The 15,591-nt window shown below is 49.4% G+C and carries 13 protein-coding genes; 3 read left to right on the forward strand and 10 right to left on the reverse strand.

What is annotated here, in order from left to right:
• Window positions 1-7: 7 nt before the first annotated feature.
• The 6 genes from LZD49_RS15405 to LZD49_RS15430 form a co-directional block, all read right to left on the reverse strand.
• Entirely contained in the window at window positions 8-3,505 is a 3,498-nt protein-coding gene (locus LZD49_RS15405; protein WP_234668468.1) for a TonB-dependent receptor, read from the reverse strand.
• Between the two features lie 22 nt (window positions 3,506-3,527).
• Window positions 3,528-4,601, reverse strand: a complete 1,074-nt coding sequence (locus LZD49_RS15410; RefSeq protein ID WP_234668469.1) for a FecR family protein — start codon at window positions 4,599-4,601, stop codon at window positions 3,528-3,530.
• Window positions 4,602-4,687: 86 nt separating this feature from the next.
• Window positions 4,688-5,287, reverse strand: a complete 600-nt coding sequence (locus tag LZD49_RS15415; RefSeq protein ID WP_234668470.1) for an RNA polymerase sigma factor — start codon at window positions 5,285-5,287, stop codon at window positions 4,688-4,690.
• 117 nt (window positions 5,288-5,404) lie between these two features.
• Complete coding sequence (locus LZD49_RS15420; RefSeq protein WP_234668471.1) at window positions 5,405-6,643, reverse strand: DUF6786 family protein; 1,239 nt, start codon at window positions 6,641-6,643, stop codon at window positions 5,405-5,407.
• Between the two features lie 3 nt (window positions 6,644-6,646).
• On the reverse strand, window positions 6,647-7,729 hold the full coding sequence (gene rhaT / locus LZD49_RS15425) for an L-rhamnose/proton symporter RhaT (protein ID WP_234668472.1): 1,083 nt from the start codon (window positions 7,727-7,729) through the stop codon (window positions 6,647-6,649).
• An 85-nt stretch (window positions 7,730-7,814) separates the two neighbouring features.
• Window positions 7,815-10,082, reverse strand: coding sequence for a T9SS type A sorting domain-containing protein (locus LZD49_RS15430; protein WP_234668473.1), 2,268 nt, complete (start codon window positions 10,080-10,082; stop codon window positions 7,815-7,817).
• A gap of 112 nt (window positions 10,083-10,194) precedes the next feature.
• Between LZD49_RS15430 and murF the strand changes: the two genes are divergently transcribed.
• The 3 genes from murF (at window position 10,195) to LZD49_RS15445 (ending at window position 12,971) form a co-directional block, all read left to right on the forward strand.
• Window positions 10,195-11,502 (forward strand): UDP-N-acetylmuramoyl-tripeptide--D-alanyl-D-alanine ligase, encoded by a 1,308-nt coding sequence (gene murF / locus LZD49_RS15435; RefSeq protein WP_234668474.1) that lies wholly within the window; start codon window positions 10,195-10,197, stop codon window positions 11,500-11,502.
• Window positions 11,503-11,718: 216 nt separating this feature from the next.
• Entirely contained in the window at window positions 11,719-12,270 is a 552-nt protein-coding gene (locus LZD49_RS15440) for a peroxiredoxin (RefSeq protein WP_234668475.1), read from the forward strand.
• Between the two features lie 110 nt (window positions 12,271-12,380).
• The gene (locus tag LZD49_RS15445; RefSeq protein WP_234668476.1) at window positions 12,381-12,971 is read left to right on the forward strand and encodes a carboxymuconolactone decarboxylase family protein; all 591 of its coding nucleotides are present in this window, start codon (window positions 12,381-12,383) and stop codon (window positions 12,969-12,971) included.
• 92 nt (window positions 12,972-13,063) lie between these two features.
• Here LZD49_RS15445 and LZD49_RS15450 read toward each other — a convergent pair whose 3' ends face one another.
• From LZD49_RS15450 to LZD49_RS15465, 4 genes are all read right to left on the reverse strand, one after another.
• Window positions 13,064-13,819, reverse strand: coding sequence for a carboxypeptidase regulatory-like domain-containing protein (locus tag LZD49_RS15450; protein WP_234668477.1), 756 nt, complete (start codon window positions 13,817-13,819; stop codon window positions 13,064-13,066).
• A 13-nt stretch (window positions 13,820-13,832) separates the two neighbouring features.
• The gene (locus tag LZD49_RS15455; protein WP_234668478.1) at window positions 13,833-14,663 is read right to left on the reverse strand and encodes a hypothetical protein; all 831 of its coding nucleotides are present in this window, start codon (window positions 14,661-14,663) and stop codon (window positions 13,833-13,835) included.
• Window positions 14,664-14,724: 61 nt separating this feature from the next.
• A complete protein-coding gene (locus LZD49_RS15460; RefSeq protein WP_234668479.1) occupies window positions 14,725-15,195 on the reverse strand; it encodes a hypothetical protein in 471 nt (156 codons plus the stop codon).
• Window positions 15,182-15,505 carry a hypothetical protein gene (locus LZD49_RS15465; RefSeq protein WP_234668480.1) on the reverse strand — a complete coding sequence of 108 codons (324 nt, stop codon included), beginning with the start codon at window positions 15,503-15,505 and terminating at the stop codon, window positions 15,182-15,184. The genes LZD49_RS15460 and LZD49_RS15465 overlap by 14 nt, the downstream gene beginning before the upstream one ends.
• Window positions 15,506-15,591: the final 86 nt, after the last annotated feature.

Raw genomic sequence — 15,591 nt, forward strand, 5'->3', positions numbered from 1 at the left:
TCGCTCGTTAGAAAGTGATGTTCAAACCGAAATTGGCCATTTTGGTAACCGGGTATCCCAGCGAAGCATCGTTCTCGGGATCGAGATGCCCCATTCTCAGGTGATCCCAGGTGAAATAGTTCTGGGCGCTCACATAAACCCGCATTTTGCTTACCCCGACTGCTTTTAGTGAACCCGCAGGCAGGGTGTAACCAAGCACCAGGTTTTTCAGGCGCGTAAATGAGCGGTCCATGACGAAGAAGTCATTCGCATTGTGGTTGGTGTTGCTGTGGGTGCTGAGGGCGGGATAGGTGATCTTCTCACCAGCCGCATAGCGTTCGGGCGTCCACGCCGACTTGTGGTAATCGAAATAAGTCCCGCGGATAATGTATTCGTACACACCCTGCTGCTGGTAATTGCTCGAATATTTACCTACACCCTGAAAGAAAGTCGTGAGGTCGAAACCCTTATATTCGAAGGTGAGCGATAGGCCGTAGATCACACGGGGAATGTTGGAATAGCCGATCGGTGCCTGGTCCTTGTCGTTGACGATGCCGTCTTTGTTAAGGTCCATGTATTTAAAATCCCCTACACGCGGCTCTCCGAAACCATAAGTGGTGGTTTTGAGATAACTGTCCAGTTCCTCTTTCGAATTAAAATACCCATTTCCATTGCCATAATCGATCTTGTACCCCCAGGACTGGTTGAGCGAAAAACCTGTGGAGCGGTAGCGGTAAGCATAGGTTTCGTCCCGGGCCGATTCGTCGAGGAACTTCACCGTGTTGTGATTATACCCATAGTTTCCGGAAACCATCAACCTGAAATCCTTCGAAAACGCTTTGTTGTACGACAACTCGATTTCAAAACCCTTGTTATCCACAAGCCCCATATTCACCTTCGGAATCGCATTCAGTGGAACTCCCTGAAATTCGGGCACTGTTCCCCGCGAGATCAGGATGTTGCTGCGGCGCTCTTTGAATACATCCACCGAAAGGCTTAGATCGCGAAGAATCTGCAAATCCAGACCATAATTCTGCTTTTTGGCGATTTCCCAGGTAATGTTTGGGTTTCCGAGAAGCCCCTGGTTAATCGTTTGCCCTAAACCCAGACTACCCAACGGCCCGCTACTCCCGAGGGTAATATCGCTCTGGTAAAGAAACCGTGCGCTACCCATTTTATCGTTACCTACCTTGCCATACGATGCCCGCAGTTTCAGATTGGTGATGTAGCGGTTATTTTTGAGGAAGTTCTCATTGCTGATCACCCAGCCTGCCGAGAATGCTGGAAAGAAACCATAACGATGCCCCGGTGCGAACTGCTCCGATCCATTGTAACCCATATTGACCTCGGCCAGATAACGCTCGTCGTAGCCATAGGTAGCGCGTGCAGCCACGCCAAGCACATTAAAGGGAATTTCGCCATTGATCGATTCCCAGGTATCGCGCTGGCCGAGGATCATTCCCGTCACATCGTGCTTTCCTCCGAAAACACGCGCATAATTGATAGAACCCTGCATATTGATATTGTAACGCGAGTCGGCACTTTTCGAAAGGCTCAGCAGCGTTTCGTCCGAGCGCTTTATCGCATAACTCAGCTGGTCCTTCGCCATATCTATTTCAGCCAGGTACAACCGTTCCGATTTTTTGCTCTGCATGGCCGTGGTGGCCTTGGAATCGTACGAAAGCATACCTTTCAGGCTCAGCCCTTTTGTAACAACATTACTGAGATCCCATTCGGCACCGAAAGAGGCATTCAGGTTCGAGCGCACCTCGTTGCGGGCACCCATCCGATTCATAATCTCGAATGCCGAACGGTCCATATAACCAGGGTCGACGATTTGGCCCGGTGCGACACCGAAGCCTTCGATAGTGGTCGGGCCGGGTGTGATGGGCAGGATGGTCTGGGCTTGGTAAATGAGGTCGCTCATCATCCAGCCGGTGTCGTTGTCGCCATAGAGCCAGGCGGCGGGCATATTCACCTGCTCGATGTAGCTACCAATGTTCAGGAATGATTTCAGCGAGTTGGTGACCTTATAATCGAGGTTGGCGCGGAAGCTGTAACGGTCCATTTTAGCGGCCGGGTCATAACCCAGCACCGATTTCTGTTGGGTATTAAGGTTACCACCCTGATGCAGATAGCCCCCGTTCACAAAATAGGAAACCTTGTCGGTGCCGCCGGTTACATTCATGTTCACGCGCGTTTGCGGTGCGTAGCGCGAGATGTATTCGCGGTAATAGTCGTGGTCGGGATAAATGTATTTTCGGACCATCGCCTTTTTGGCATATTCAGGATCGTTCGGATCGAGGCCGGCGAGCGGGTTGGCATATTTGGCCATTACTTCTTCTGAAAAAGGTAAGGGTGTAATGCCGTCATTTTTCGATGCTTCGTTGCGTAATGCCATATATTCCAGCGAATGCAGGCGTTCGGGCTCGCGGGTAAAAGACGAATAGCTTTGTTCCGCACTGATCGTCAGTTCATTTTTGCCCGCACTACCGCGTTTGGTGGTGATCAAAATCACCCCATTCGCGCCCCTGACCCCAAAAACAGCGGTTGCAGAAGCATCTTTCAAAATTGAAACAGTTGCAACTTCGTTGGCGTCGAGTGTGCGGATATTGTCGCGCGGCACGCCGTCGATGAGGATCAGCGGGCTGCGGCCATTGGTGGTAGCGGCACCGCGGAGGTACATGGTGGCGTCATCGCGTCCCGGCTGGCCCCCACCCGATTGAATGGAGGTCAGGCCCGGTAAGCGCCCCGACAAAGAGTTGGCCAAGCTTGCTGATGAACTCTGCTGTAATACTTCCGACGTAACCGACGACACCGAGCCGGTCACTGACACCTTTTTCTGCTCGCCAAAACCCACGATGACCACCTCTTCCAATGCTTTTTCATCGACTTTCAAGGCAACGTCCAGATTTGTGGTATTACCGATCGTAATTTCCTGACTGATATAACCCACGAAACTGAATATCAACACATTCTTGTCCTCCGGCACCGCTAGCTGATAAACACCCTCAATGTTCGTGGAAGTGCCGACGGTCGTCCCCTTCACGACAACACTAGCGCCGGGAATTGGCTCTCCTTTTTCGTCGAGCACTTTGCCGGTAATTTCACGGTCGGCCCCCTGGGGAGCGAGGGCTTCATTTGCGTCGGTTTTTAATGATGTTTTCTTCTCCGCCTTTCTGAGCAATATGGTTTTTTTCGAAACCTTGTATTCAATGCCCAGAGGACCGAGCAACGTTTCGAGCACGGTATCGAGCCGCTGGTTCTGCGAATCGAGTGTAACCTTGCGATCGGCGTGGATCACCTCGGCGCTGTAAATGAACCTGACCTTGGTTTGGCCCTCTATTTTTTCCAACACTTTCTCCATATCCATTTCAGTAACGGATATACTTATACGCTGACTCAAAATCTCCTGCGCACGCAGATCCTTTGCCAGCGAAAGCTGCATACCGAGCATCCAAAGCAAACACGGGACAATGCTGATTTTCATGATCCGCAGACTGACCTCCTTGTAATGTTTTCCCATAAATAAAAAGGTTTAGTATAAGCTACTCGCAGCCTTCCGACGTAACGGACACCACGCTGCCGCGCGTTTCATACCGCGCATTTACGACTGCGCAGATGAGATCGAGCTTTTCGTGCATCGGCTCATCGCCCAGCTTCGCCGTGAGGGTGCAATGCGAAATCTTTTTAGCATCAAACTGAATGCTGATTCCATAGGTTTGTTCCAAAGCGGCAAACACATCGGCCAGCGGCGTTCGCCTGAATTCGAAATCCTGGTTTTCGACCGGCAAGTTGAGTAATACCGGTTTCTGGACCGTTTTGGTTGTCATATTTAAACTTTTACGATTGAAAGTAACTTGCTCGTTCGGTTTCAAAATCAGCTTCTTATGTTTTAAAACCCTGCTTGCCGGTTCATCTTCCAGGGCTGATACTTCCACTATACCAGTTTTGACCACCAACTCCACGTCCTCGTCCCCGTCATTGGCTTTAATGCTGAAACTCGTTCCCTTGACCTTTGTCACCATCGAGCCTGCGTACACCAGGAACGGCTGCTGAGGATTTTTGACTACTTCAAAAAACGCCTCGCCCCGAAGCGTTACTTCCCGATGGTTTGTGGCAAAAACCGCCGGATACGTAATCCGCGCATTCTTTTTGAGCACTACCGAACTGCCGTCGGGCAGGTTCACGAGCTGGAATGTAAGGGTTTGATTATGAACTTCAATCGATGTCGGCTTTTCCGGACTGCGGAGGTTGGCAACGAATGTTTGCAGATTTTCCCGTTCACGGAACAATGCAGTTACAATTCCCAAGGCAAGCAAAAGCATAGCCGCCAATTTGAGCCAGTTGCTTCTCCACCAGGGCAGTGCATGTGACAGCTCATCAGGTATTGCATTCAGGATCTCGTTCACCCGCTGCTTCACTTCCGACTCGGGCAGCACATCCAATTGACCGCGCACGGCCAACAGAATTTTCCTGGCTTGCTCTATGTTGGCCGTCTGCTCAGGATAACTTTCGATGATCCCCCGCCAGAATTCCTCGCGTTCGCCGTGGTACACCCAGCGTTGAAATGCTGAGTTATCGAGCCAATCCTTCATTTGGAAGTGACTATAACTATTCATGGAATTTATTTAACTATTTGCTTCAATACGATGAGTAGCTCACTTGCAAATAGTACCCATGGGTTCCTAAAATATTTTCCGTTTTTTTAATGCCAGGAAATTTCGGCACATAATGCGAACAAAATAGCGGTATGCTGCCAGTAGTCGCGGAGTTTCTGTATGCCGTATTGAAGATAATTGGCCACAGCTTGCCGTTGCAGACCCATCACGGCCGCGATCTCTTCATAGGACAGGTTTTCGTAGTATTTGAGGTAGAGGGCTTCTTTCTGACGTTTGGGCAGCGCTTCGATGGCTTGTTTAAGGAGCTGACTTGTGAGTTGATCTGTTTCCTGAACAATCCAGTCAGATTCGGGGGAGATATCGTCCTGGACATCGTCGTCGCGGATATCGGAAAACACCGATTGCCTGCGAATGCGGCGAATGATGTTATTCCGTAAAGATTGAAAGAGGTAAGGCTTAATAGCGCCAATGTAAGATAGCGTTTCGCGTTTTTCCCAAATTTCCAGGAAAAGGTCTTGCAGGCAGTCTTTAATCAGGTCACGGTCGGTGGTGAAGCGGGTGCCATAGTGGTAGAGCGCCGGGTAATTCGCTTCGGTGAGCTCTCCGAATGCGCTTTTGTCCCCTGCACAAAACTGCTGCCAGCGTGTGATCAGATAGCTTTCGGATAAACGTTCTGAATTTTTCACAGGATCAGGAATAGTCAGCGGTCTACAATATCGCCCCGATATATCCAATAAATTCTTGGCATCGGTATGTAAATATCTGTACAGACTCTTCCTCAACTATCCTGCCCTATCATGCTTTTATTTAAAAATTTCTCCGATTAGGTCAATATCTACTCCTAGCACTTTTTGGGCGATGCTGTTCAATGCGGCTTTATCGCCTTCGAAATGGAATGTGCTTTGGCGGTGGTTGATGGATTCTCCCTCCTTCAGTGCTTTTACGGACGAGTTTGATTCAAGCTCGTAAAATGGGCCCATTTGTGAACCATCGGCCAGTTTGCCATCATTATAGGCATTTAATGCATCGCCGTTATAAGGGTCCTTATGCAGCTCCCAGGTCGATTTCATGTAATGGCCCTGGGGATCGAGGTCGTATTGGATGATCGTCAGAATGCCTTTTTCGGCGTCGTAGCTGCCTGCTACATTCCTTGCAGATCTGGGTGCGATGCCGATCTTGCTGCGGTGCTTGCCGTCGGCTTTAAGAAATAGTGTCGAGTCTTTGATCACCAGTCTTCTAGAAGGTATTTTGCCAAAATAATCATCGGTAATAAGTGGCTTTTCGGACAATGCTTTTGAAAATGGCGCGATGATGGTCGTCTGATCCGATGGCCGGAACATGCCTAGCAGCCAGATGCCCAGCATACCGGTTTCAGGTTTCCATTCGGCGTCCTTGTTAGTCACGGAATTTGTGGAACGGTAAGCCACTGCCTTTACATTTTCCAATGCGGGTAAATCGAGCAGATCGGCCATATTTTCCTTGGTCAGCATTTGAATTTTACGGTTAATCTCGATCACGAACATGCGCCCGGAATAATTCTCGATCATTGCATTCACCTGAAACTGTACCGAGCTCGCATCCGATCCCACCACTTTATAGGAAACCGTATCGATCAATGCCGGCGTTTGCCAGTTTTCAAAGTCAAAAGTTTGTCCTTTCTTGAAATACACCGAAAACTGCCCGCCCTCTGGCGAGAGCCAGAAGCGTTCTTCTCCGCCAAAGCCATTCATATGCGGTTGGTACTCGCCGCTTTCAATAAGTTTGTAGTTGATCCAGCCGTAGCTATTGCCTGCGTCTCCCGTAGCCGTGCTGGTCATCACCCTGCCTTGAAAGGCCGGGTTGATGAGGGCTTTTGCGTCGGGATTGTCCGGGGCGGTCAGGACGATGGTTTCCTTGTGCTTCTTTAAAAATTCGAGGTCGTAGCCGAAAGTACCGGCTGCCTGCGGCTGGTTTGTTTCCAATTTATCACTTTTATTGTGGGACTGACAGCCCGTGACCGCCATCATCATCATTGCTAAAACAACCGGATAATGCGCTTTCATGGGCTATTCTTTCAAATAGTTGCCATAACCGACGATCAGTACCGACAGAACAATCACCAGAATACCGGTAACGATGGTCGTGATGGTCTTTTTACTTACGCTTTTCCACTCTTTTAGGACTAGTCCCCACGAGTTGGCGACGAGGATGATGAAAGCCATGTGCAAGATCCAGGAGCTTGGTCCGTTGCCTAACTTACTCTCCCCCATGCCGTAAAAGAAGAATTGGAGGAACCAGGTCGTACCGGCCAAAGCGGAAAAAATGTAGTTCGAGCGCAATGGCGTCGAAGAATCGGTGTAGTTGCCGAAGGTTTTGTTACGCGCATTGAGCAGCATACACCAGATAAAGTTGGTCGTTAGCCCACCCCAGAGGATTACAACATAAGTCACATTGTTTTGAAACAAAAATTCGCCCTCTCCCGGATTGGCCGCCTTCCATATCTCATTCGCCTCGTGAGCCATTACTTTTCCTGCATCGATCCCGAATGCGAAACATGCGCTGAGAATACCGGAAATGATAGAAACCGTAAGGCCAAGGCCGATTTTAAATTCGGTATTATCCGCCGCTACATGGCCCGATTTACGCAAATCGGCGTCTTTCATCGCGCCAGCTCTGCCGCAAATGACAATGCCTATGACGCAAACCAGCAATCCTAGTAAAACCATTTGCCCCCAGGCATTACCAAAAAGGATAGAAATCGTGTCTTTCCCCGGCTGCGGGTTGAGCTCGTAATAAATAGAAGGGATTAATGCGCCGAACACCGAACAGAGCCCGAGGATGATGGAACTCCCAAGCGCAACGCCCAGGTAGCGTACACCCAACCCGTACGTGAGGCCACCGATACCCCACAGCACGCCGAAAAAGTAAGTAAGGAACAGAATCCCGCCGTTGGTGTGAGCGATGATCTCGGTATAACCCGGAATAGTCAGATAAGCGGCAAGCGGCGGAACGATGAGCCAGGAGAAAAGCCCCCCCACGATCCAGTAAGATTCCCAGGCCCAGCCTCTGACCTGCTTGTAGGGAATATAAAAACTGCCGGAGGCAAAGCCACCGATGAAATGGAAGATAACACCCAGAAGAGCTTGCATGAATATTTTTGGAATTTTATCATGTAAGGGCGTTCTGCCGGGTATCTACTTGATGCTCCGGCAAGTCTTTCCCACTTTCACCGGCCTATTCCCCCACGACAACTTTCCTCACAACCCGGCTGTTGCCTGCATGCAATTCCACCAGATACAGTCCCGCAGGCCATTGCGCGGTTGAAATTTGCTGCGTCTCGTTGGCGCGGATCGGGCGGTTTTGAAGCATTCTCACACCACCAGTCGTCAATACGTCGAATGTACCGGTTTTCGAAGAATGTACTTTGAAAAATTCGACCGAGGGGTTAGGGAAAACCTTCACTTCCGCAGGATCGCCGGGCTCGACACCTGTTACGGAAACCGGCAGAATGTTGGTCATCAAGCGCACGCCACCTGCATTGTTGCCGATAGCTATGTCCGGCTTTTTATCGCCATTCAGGTCGGCAATCGCCAGAGATAGATATCTACCCAGATTGATATCAACGGGTTTTCCATTTACACTCACCAGCGAGCTCTGGCGCTCGGTCCATCTGCCCCAGTCGGCATTATTAAAAACACGGACCGTGCCGGTATGATCAACCGTTGCGAGGTCGGGTTTGCCATCGAGATCGAAATCGGTGACGGCCATTTGAGCAAAACGGCCTGCGAAATTGATGCCCACACCTGCGAATGCATCGGTTTCAAGCTTGAATGTATATTGCTTGTTGGTACCTGTGTTGGTATAGTAGTAAATATTGCCTTGCGTTTTACCTACCAGCAAGTCGAGGTCGCCATCGCCGTCGGCATCGTAGAAATAGGGAGAATCGCCTGTTTGGAGTTCGGTGGGTAATGCGATGGTTACTGCGTCCGCCAGATTAATCTGGGCCGCCGTGCCATTGGTGCCTTTATTGGGAATATAGCGGTATTCGAGTTTCAGGTTAGCGGTGGAAGTGGCCACGAAACCCAGATCGGGAACATCGTCACCATTAAAGTCGGCCCATTGCGGTTTGATATTGTAAACCGAAAGCTTAGAAAGCAATTCAAGATAATCCTGCGATTCCAGGCTAAAATCCGGCACAGTGGAGGTGCCATTGTTCTTTAACAGCCAGATACTTCCTTTATAACTATTCGTCACCGGATTACCACCCGTGCCGATGAGCATATCCAGATCGCCGTCCCCATCGATATCAAAAAACGACGGGACTGCATTCTCGCCGACGTCGATCATCTGGTCTTGCAGGAAATTCTTCCGCACGAGTTTGAAAACCGGCTTGTCGCTGGTGCCTTCGTTATGATAATACCAGCCGGAAGATTTAAAGTCAGTCAGATTAGCGTCATTGGCCGAAAGGCTTGGCGCGATCAGAAGGTCTTTCGACCCGTCAAAATCCACATCTTCGTAAAAAGCAGCCGGGAAAATATGCATCAACACCGGATCGACAGCCGGATAGGTGTTTGTAAAACCGGTGAAATTGGCGATAATCCCTTTGGCAGAATTGGGCAGGAACGAAATGTGCTCGTTGCTGATGTGGCCGGCGAGCAGGTCCTTGGTACCGTCGCCATTGAGATCGTGCAAGAATATTGAGTTACCGGCGTGCAAAATACGGGCGGGTGCGGCCTTCCGGTTGGACGGATCCGTCACTACGCCACAATCGGCACCTACGACAAAATCTTCGGCATCTCCTTTGTGAAAATTGCCCCAGCAGTCGCCATTACGCTGAAAAACCGGGCTTGCCTGCGTCCCCAGGCTGTCGGGCACGCCGAATTTTTCCATGCTCAGGTTTTGGTGGAGCTCGATGTATGTTCCTGAAAAATCGAAGGTCAGCAAATCGAGGTCGCCGTCGTCGTCCACATCTGTAATAGCTGGTACATCGGTACCCGACACCTGCATATTGATATTGCCCGAAAAACCTTTGGTATACAAAACATCCCGCACCTGCTTCCACGACCATGCATTGCCCATTTTCACCTGTTGGTACACCACGATACCCAGCGAGGTGCTCGCGAAAAGGTCTTTGAAGCCGTCGCCATTGTAATCGGCTAGGATCATCCAGTTATCTACCTGCGGGAACAATATTTCGTAATAGGGAGCATGTATGAATGTCTTTTTACCAGCCTGGACCGGATCAGACGCGGCGAGGAATGTAGTGACTTTACTATTGGTCCGGTCATAAACTACCAGATCTTCATCGGCGTCGTTGTTCAGATGCATTTTCAGGAACTGTGACGCGTTGAGGCCCCCGCCCCAGGGATTGGTCATTTTCACGCCGCCTGCCGAAATGCCCGTGAGCGTATCCAGCTTGAACCAGGCTTGCTGGGCAAGCAATACGGATGGTTTGTTAAAGCAGATCAGGAAGAGGATAAAGGAGGTAAATTTGGTTCGCATCGTTGAGGAATATTCTATTAGTTTTGCAGGCTTCCGCGGACATCACGCGCGGCTTGTTTATCCTAAACCTAACGAAATAAGCCTGCATTACTTTATAACGACCGGTCAATTCATGTATACTTCCATAGAAACGCTTTACGATATCTACCGCAAGGGTGCCAAAGTTTCCACCGACACCCGCCAGGTCACCGAGGGCTGCATTTTCTTCGCCTTGAAAGGCGATAAGTTCGATGGCAACCAATACGCTGCCGAAGCTTTGCAAAAAGGCGCGGCTTACGCCGTGGTAGATGATCCGGCGGTGGTTGCAGACGAGCGTTTCCTACTCTTCGCAGACGGCCTTACCGCCTTGCAGGATCTGGCTCGGCACCATCGCAAAATGCTGGAAATCCCTGTCTTCGCATTGACCGGCTCGAATGGCAAAACCACCACGAAAGAACTCATTGCGAAAGTACTTTCCATGAAGTTCAACACTTACGCCACGCACGGGAACCTCAATAACCACATTGGCGTGCCGCTCACCATCCTGAGCATCGACCCCGCGAAACATGAAATGGCGGTGATCGAAATGGGGGCCAACCACCAGCAGGAGATTGCGTTGCTCAGCAGCATTGCCCAGCCGACCCACGGGCTCATTACCAACATAGGCAAAGCGCATTTGGAGGGTTTTGGCGGTGTGGCGGGTATTATTAAAGGCAAAGGCGAGCTGTTCGATTTTCTTTCTAAAAAGAAAGGAACGGTGTTCGTGAATTCGACGCAGGATGTGATCCTGGAAATGGTGAGCAAACGCCGCGCATTTGGCGAGATCGTATTCTATTGTTCCGAAAACAGTCCGGTGAATCCTGCATTGGTCGAAGAAAATCCTTTTGTCGTATTTAAAAACGGTGGCAAGACTGTAACCACGCATTTACCCGGAAGATACAATTTCGACAACATCTGCGCTGCACTGGCGGTAGGTAAGCATTTCGGCGTAACCGACGAGGATGCTTACGAAGCGGTGGCAAATTATGAGCCGGACAATAACCGCTCGCAGATCGTTAAAAAAGGCACGAATACTGTTATTATGGATGCATATAATGCAAACCCATCCTCTATGGCGGCAGCAGTGGCTAATTTCGGGCGGATGAAGGCACCGCGAAAGATTTTGATCCTCGGCGATATGTTCGAGCTGGGCGATGCCGCGCCGGAGGAACATTTGTTATTAGGAAAACAGATCGCCGGTGAGAACTTCGACGTCGTAATACTTGCGGGAAAACTGATGCAGCACGCCCTGCCTGCATTGCCCAAAGCCTACTATTTCCCCGACAAGTTCTCACTTCACAACTGGATCATGGACAATCCGCAGGAAAATACACATTTCCTCATCAAAGGTTCAAGAGGAATGTCCCTGGAATCGGTGCTCGGCGTGATGCCCGATAGATAATTTAGAATTACAGTTATTATAAGTATAATTATATTGCCAAAGTTGATAGCCTTATAAGTAATATCTATAATTTCTTCGTTCCTATAAATAAAACTAAATCTATTTATTTAAAACAACTCTTTCCTGGCATAATACCAGGGCGGAGCTTGTCCGGTCTACTCTGCGTTCGTAGTTTTGTAACACAAAAAAATACAATTTATAAACAAACGAGCAATCATGGCTAATAGACTGTTATCGGTGGGATCGGAATTCCCTGAGTTCAAAAAGACATCCGTAGTTTCACTTGAAAAAGGAAACGAATTCTACGATATTACCTCAGAAGACCACAAAAATGCTGAGAAATGGATGGTAATGTTCTGGTGGCCAAAAGACTTCACTTTTGTGTGCCCTACCGAGATTGCTGAATTCAACAAACACACTTCCGATTTCGCTGACCGTGACACGATCCTGATCGGTGCTTCTACCGATAGTGAGTACGTGCACCTTGCATGGCGCAAAAACCACGATGACCTGCGCGACCTGCAATTCCCGATGCTGGCCGATACTTCTAAATCACTGGCAGAAGAACTGGGTATCCTGGAAGCTACCGAGAAAATCGCTTACCGTGTAACTTACATCGTTGATCCCCAAGGCATCATTCGTTGGGTATCTGTAAACGATCTTTCAGTAGGCCGTAACGTACCGGAAGTTCTCCGCGTACTGGACGCTCTGCAAACTGACGAGCTTTGCCCTTGCAACTGGCAAAAAGGCGAAGCGACTATCGCTTAACAAGCCATTTCGAAGCAGTTCACAGCGGTCAGTCATTCGTACGCCGGTTCTGTGAACTGCTTTTTTTTATCACCCACGGGAAAGTCCTTCCCGCTCAACTTCAAACAAACATGTATCCATTTGCAGCCACAGGGAACACGAAAGAGTCCCTGTATAAGGAGGTCAATTTGCCCGCAGAATTCGAAAGCGTGCTGATCAACAAGCTCGCGGCGCTTGACCATCGTTACCTTAAAGACCTGAAAATCAACGTAGGTAATGTATTAAAATCACAAACATTGAACCGCAAAGAAGCATTGTTGCTCGCATTAGCGGTGGCGGTGAACGAAAAGAATGCGGCGCTGATCGCGGCCTTGGAAGAACTGGCTACCCAGGAAGGTGCTGAGGAAAAAGAAATTGCGGAGATAACGGCCTGTGTTTCATTGATGAATGCGAACAACGTATTCTACCGTTTCCGTCACTTCATGCATAAGGAGTTTTACGATAATGCACCTGCGGGCATCAAAATGAGCATTATGGCAAATCCGGTGCTGGGCAAGGAGTTTTTCGAACTGACGAGCCTCGTCGTTTCTGCATTAAACGGCTGCGAAATGTGCGTGACTTCGCACGAGCAATCGGTATTGAACCATGGCGGCACACAGGCACGTATATTCGATGCGGTTAGGCTTGGAGCGATCTTCAAGAGCTTTTCTGTATTGCTATAAAACAAAACTAGCCAGGTCTTAAAGATCTGGCTAGTCCCAAATTATCCATCCTATTTCTCTATTGTTTTCTTGGTTGGATACTGCACATCATCCTACTCCAAATAGCTGATGTAAAAGGCGTTGCGGCCCCACATGGTACTGGGGTCGAAATCGATCATCAGCGTGCTCTCATACTCATCTTCTGAGAAGTGATTGCGCAGTTTAAGCGGCGTCTTGCCGTTCTCCCCGTTATAATAGGCGGTCATTTCGTACCGGCCCAGGGGAATGTCTACCAGATAGCCGTAATTCTTCGAATAAGGCTTTCCTGACTTCATTTTCAACGTCGAGCCTTTGGAACCGTCGATGAGGTTACCAACCGGCGTAAGTGTGAATTCAATATTTTCTTCGTCGTAAATACTGCTGTAAAGCGCCTTATTGACCCCGATCGTTGCGCCGAAAAACCCCTCGCCTTCCGGGCGCTCGCCAGTAAGTTTCCACTGGAAGTTCCGCACGGCGCCATCAATGCTGAATGCTTCGAAAACATCCGGGGCCAGGTCCATTTCGTATCGGCGACCATTGTACTCCTTCACGATCTGCGCCGAAGCCATAAATGTGCCGACTTTGGGCAGCTGGATCTCGTAGTTGCCGTTCGCATCGGTATTGCCGAGGGAGTAGGATGCGTGGAACATGGTATTGTCGATCACAACTTCCACGCCCTTAATAGGGTTCCCCTTCGTGTCAGTGACCTTTCCGGTCGCATATCCCTGTTTCGAACCTTGCGCGCCTACGCCGGGCTCGTCGTCGGTGGTGCAGGCAGCAACGAGCCCTATTGCCAGGACCCATTGCAGCATTAATGCCGATTTTTTCATGGTACCGCCGTTATTAGTCGATCTTGCGCAACTCCGTGGTAGAAGAATCCTCTTCAGTCTTTTCGATCGATTTTACTACCCCCACGCCAGGTGCAGTCCAGAGTGTTACATTCACCAGCTCGGTTGTGATTTCCGGGGGAGTCGCGTCGGTTTCGAACTTCACATAAACCTCATATGAGTACTCCCATTTGGTACATTTGAATTCACCCGCAGTGGTTGTAATCGTTTCCTCGCCGGTTGCCTTTCCATTTTTATAGGTAAGTTTCGTTTCAACCGCGGCATCTACCGAGCCTTCGTCCCCAACAGGGATTTCCAGCTTCATCAATATCTTGATCGGATCACCTTTAAACGTCAGCGCGCTGTTTATTTTTCCGTTGTTTTCCAATAACTGATATTGAGGGAAGCCTGTTACTTTGAAATCAGCGATATATGCGATGTCGTTGATCTCATTTACAAGTGCTTTCAATGCCGTTGGATAAGGCAATTCGTTCGTCGTCGTTCCGCCTTTAGCATACGCTTTCGATATCAGGGTCATTTCCTCTTCATTTTCCCTGACAAGGTTATGAATCGTGTGAACGGCAAGTCCGGCCGAGTCTTTTGTACTCACGATCTTTGTAGTCATGGTACCATCGGAACCGTCCGAATCGGTGATCTTGTAATGGTAACTTTTGTCCTTCGAAGGAATAAATTCTTTTTCGGTGCCGCCGCCGTTTCCGCCGTCAGGATCTACATTGTCGTCGTCGTCCTTACAAGCGGTGAAGGACATGGCCAGTACGGCTAGGGCAAGAGCCGATTTCGCGATTTTGCTAATCAGCATTGAGGGTGATTGGATTTTCTTTTTCATGGCTGTTTTTAAATAATAAAGCAGTTGATTTCAAAATATTAAAACACTAACTAAAAACGTATTAAAGTACCAGGCCCAGGAGCAGGATCACAAAACCCACAATAACAAGGTTGCCTCTGATGAAGATGTACTTCATCCATTCGGCCCGCGCATTGATGTAGCCTTTGCGTGTATTCAAAAGGCCGCTGTTGATGAGCTCATTTACCGGCTCGCTGGCTTTAAGCGCCAGCACCAGGTCCGCAACGAGCAGCAGGAAAGCAGCCAATACCGACCCATAGGAAAATAATCCACCGGATCTGATCGTCAGTGCCAGCCAGATAACCATGATCACCAACGACGACAAGTATATTGCCTTTAGGTTTTCCCTGACCCGCGGGTCCACCGCCTTACGCAATTCAATGAAACCTTCGGGAGAAATATCGAACAGCGCCTTACCGAAACCGACCTGATAGAAAGCGCCCTGCGATGCCAGGAAAAAGTACAGCACCAGGCCGATCGGACGCACGAGCGTCAGGATTTCAACGGATTTCATAAAGCTTGATGTTCGCCCCGTGGGTTGTATCCTTTTCCAGCTCCTTACGCAACTGTTCATTCAAGTATTTTCTGACGGAAAGCTTCCTGACATCGAGCACCTCCGGTTCGGCTACTTCCGACACCATGTGGTTGCTATGGGCGTAGTATTTTACAATGGTCGATTTTTTATCCGGTGACGTCTCCGTCACCCAGAACCCTTTTTCAGGGAATGGCTGCCGTGCCGGGCGCGTGGCTTTGCCTACGGCGTGTTTTTGAATGCCTCCGGCCATTAGCAGTCCGGCAAGCATGTAATGTGTGATTATTTTCATGGCTATATTTATCTCAACTAAAAAAATGGCTGATCACCGCGCGGCCCGAGCTAACAAACTTCGGCTCCTGCCAATGCGCCTTGACC

Source organism: Dyadobacter sp. CY261, from assembly GCF_021440085.1.
Classification (GTDB): Bacteria; Bacteroidota; Bacteroidia; order Cytophagales; family Spirosomataceae; genus Dyadobacter.

Excerpts from the sequence above, each read along its gene's own strand:
- LZD49_RS15405 (WP_234668468.1), bottom strand. The coding sequence starts at position 3,505 with ATGGGAAAACATTACAAGGAGGTCAGTCTGCGGATCATGAAAATCAGC.
- LZD49_RS15410 (WP_234668469.1), bottom strand. The coding sequence starts at position 4,601 with ATGAATAGTTATAGTCACTTCCAAATGAAGGATTGGCTCGATAACTCA.
- LZD49_RS15420 (WP_234668471.1), bottom strand. The coding sequence starts at position 6,643 with ATGAAAGCGCATTATCCGGTTGTTTTAGCAATGATGATGATGGCGGTC.
- rhaT (WP_234668472.1), bottom strand. The coding sequence starts at position 7,729 with ATGCAAGCTCTTCTGGGTGTTATCTTCCATTTCATCGGTGGCTTTGCC.
- LZD49_RS15430 (WP_234668473.1), bottom strand. The coding sequence starts at position 10,082 with ATGCGAACCAAATTTACCTCCTTTATCCTCTTCCTGATCTGCTTTAAC.
- murF (WP_234668474.1), top strand. The coding sequence starts at position 10,195 with ATGTATACTTCCATAGAAACGCTTTACGATATCTACCGCAAGGGTGCC.
- LZD49_RS15440 (WP_234668475.1), top strand. The coding sequence starts at position 11,719 with ATGGCTAATAGACTGTTATCGGTGGGATCGGAATTCCCTGAGTTCAAA.
- LZD49_RS15445 (WP_234668476.1), top strand. The coding sequence starts at position 12,381 with ATGTATCCATTTGCAGCCACAGGGAACACGAAAGAGTCCCTGTATAAG.
- LZD49_RS15450 (WP_234668477.1), bottom strand. The coding sequence starts at position 13,819 with ATGAAAAAATCGGCATTAATGCTGCAATGGGTCCTGGCAATAGGGCTC.
- LZD49_RS15455 (WP_234668478.1), bottom strand. The coding sequence starts at position 14,663 with ATGAAAAAGAAAATCCAATCACCCTCAATGCTGATTAGCAAAATCGCG.
- LZD49_RS15460 (WP_234668479.1), bottom strand. The coding sequence starts at position 15,195 with ATGAAATCCGTTGAAATCCTGACGCTCGTGCGTCCGATCGGCCTGGTG.
- LZD49_RS15465 (WP_234668480.1), bottom strand. The coding sequence starts at position 15,505 with ATGAAAATAATCACACATTACATGCTTGCCGGACTGCTAATGGCCGGA.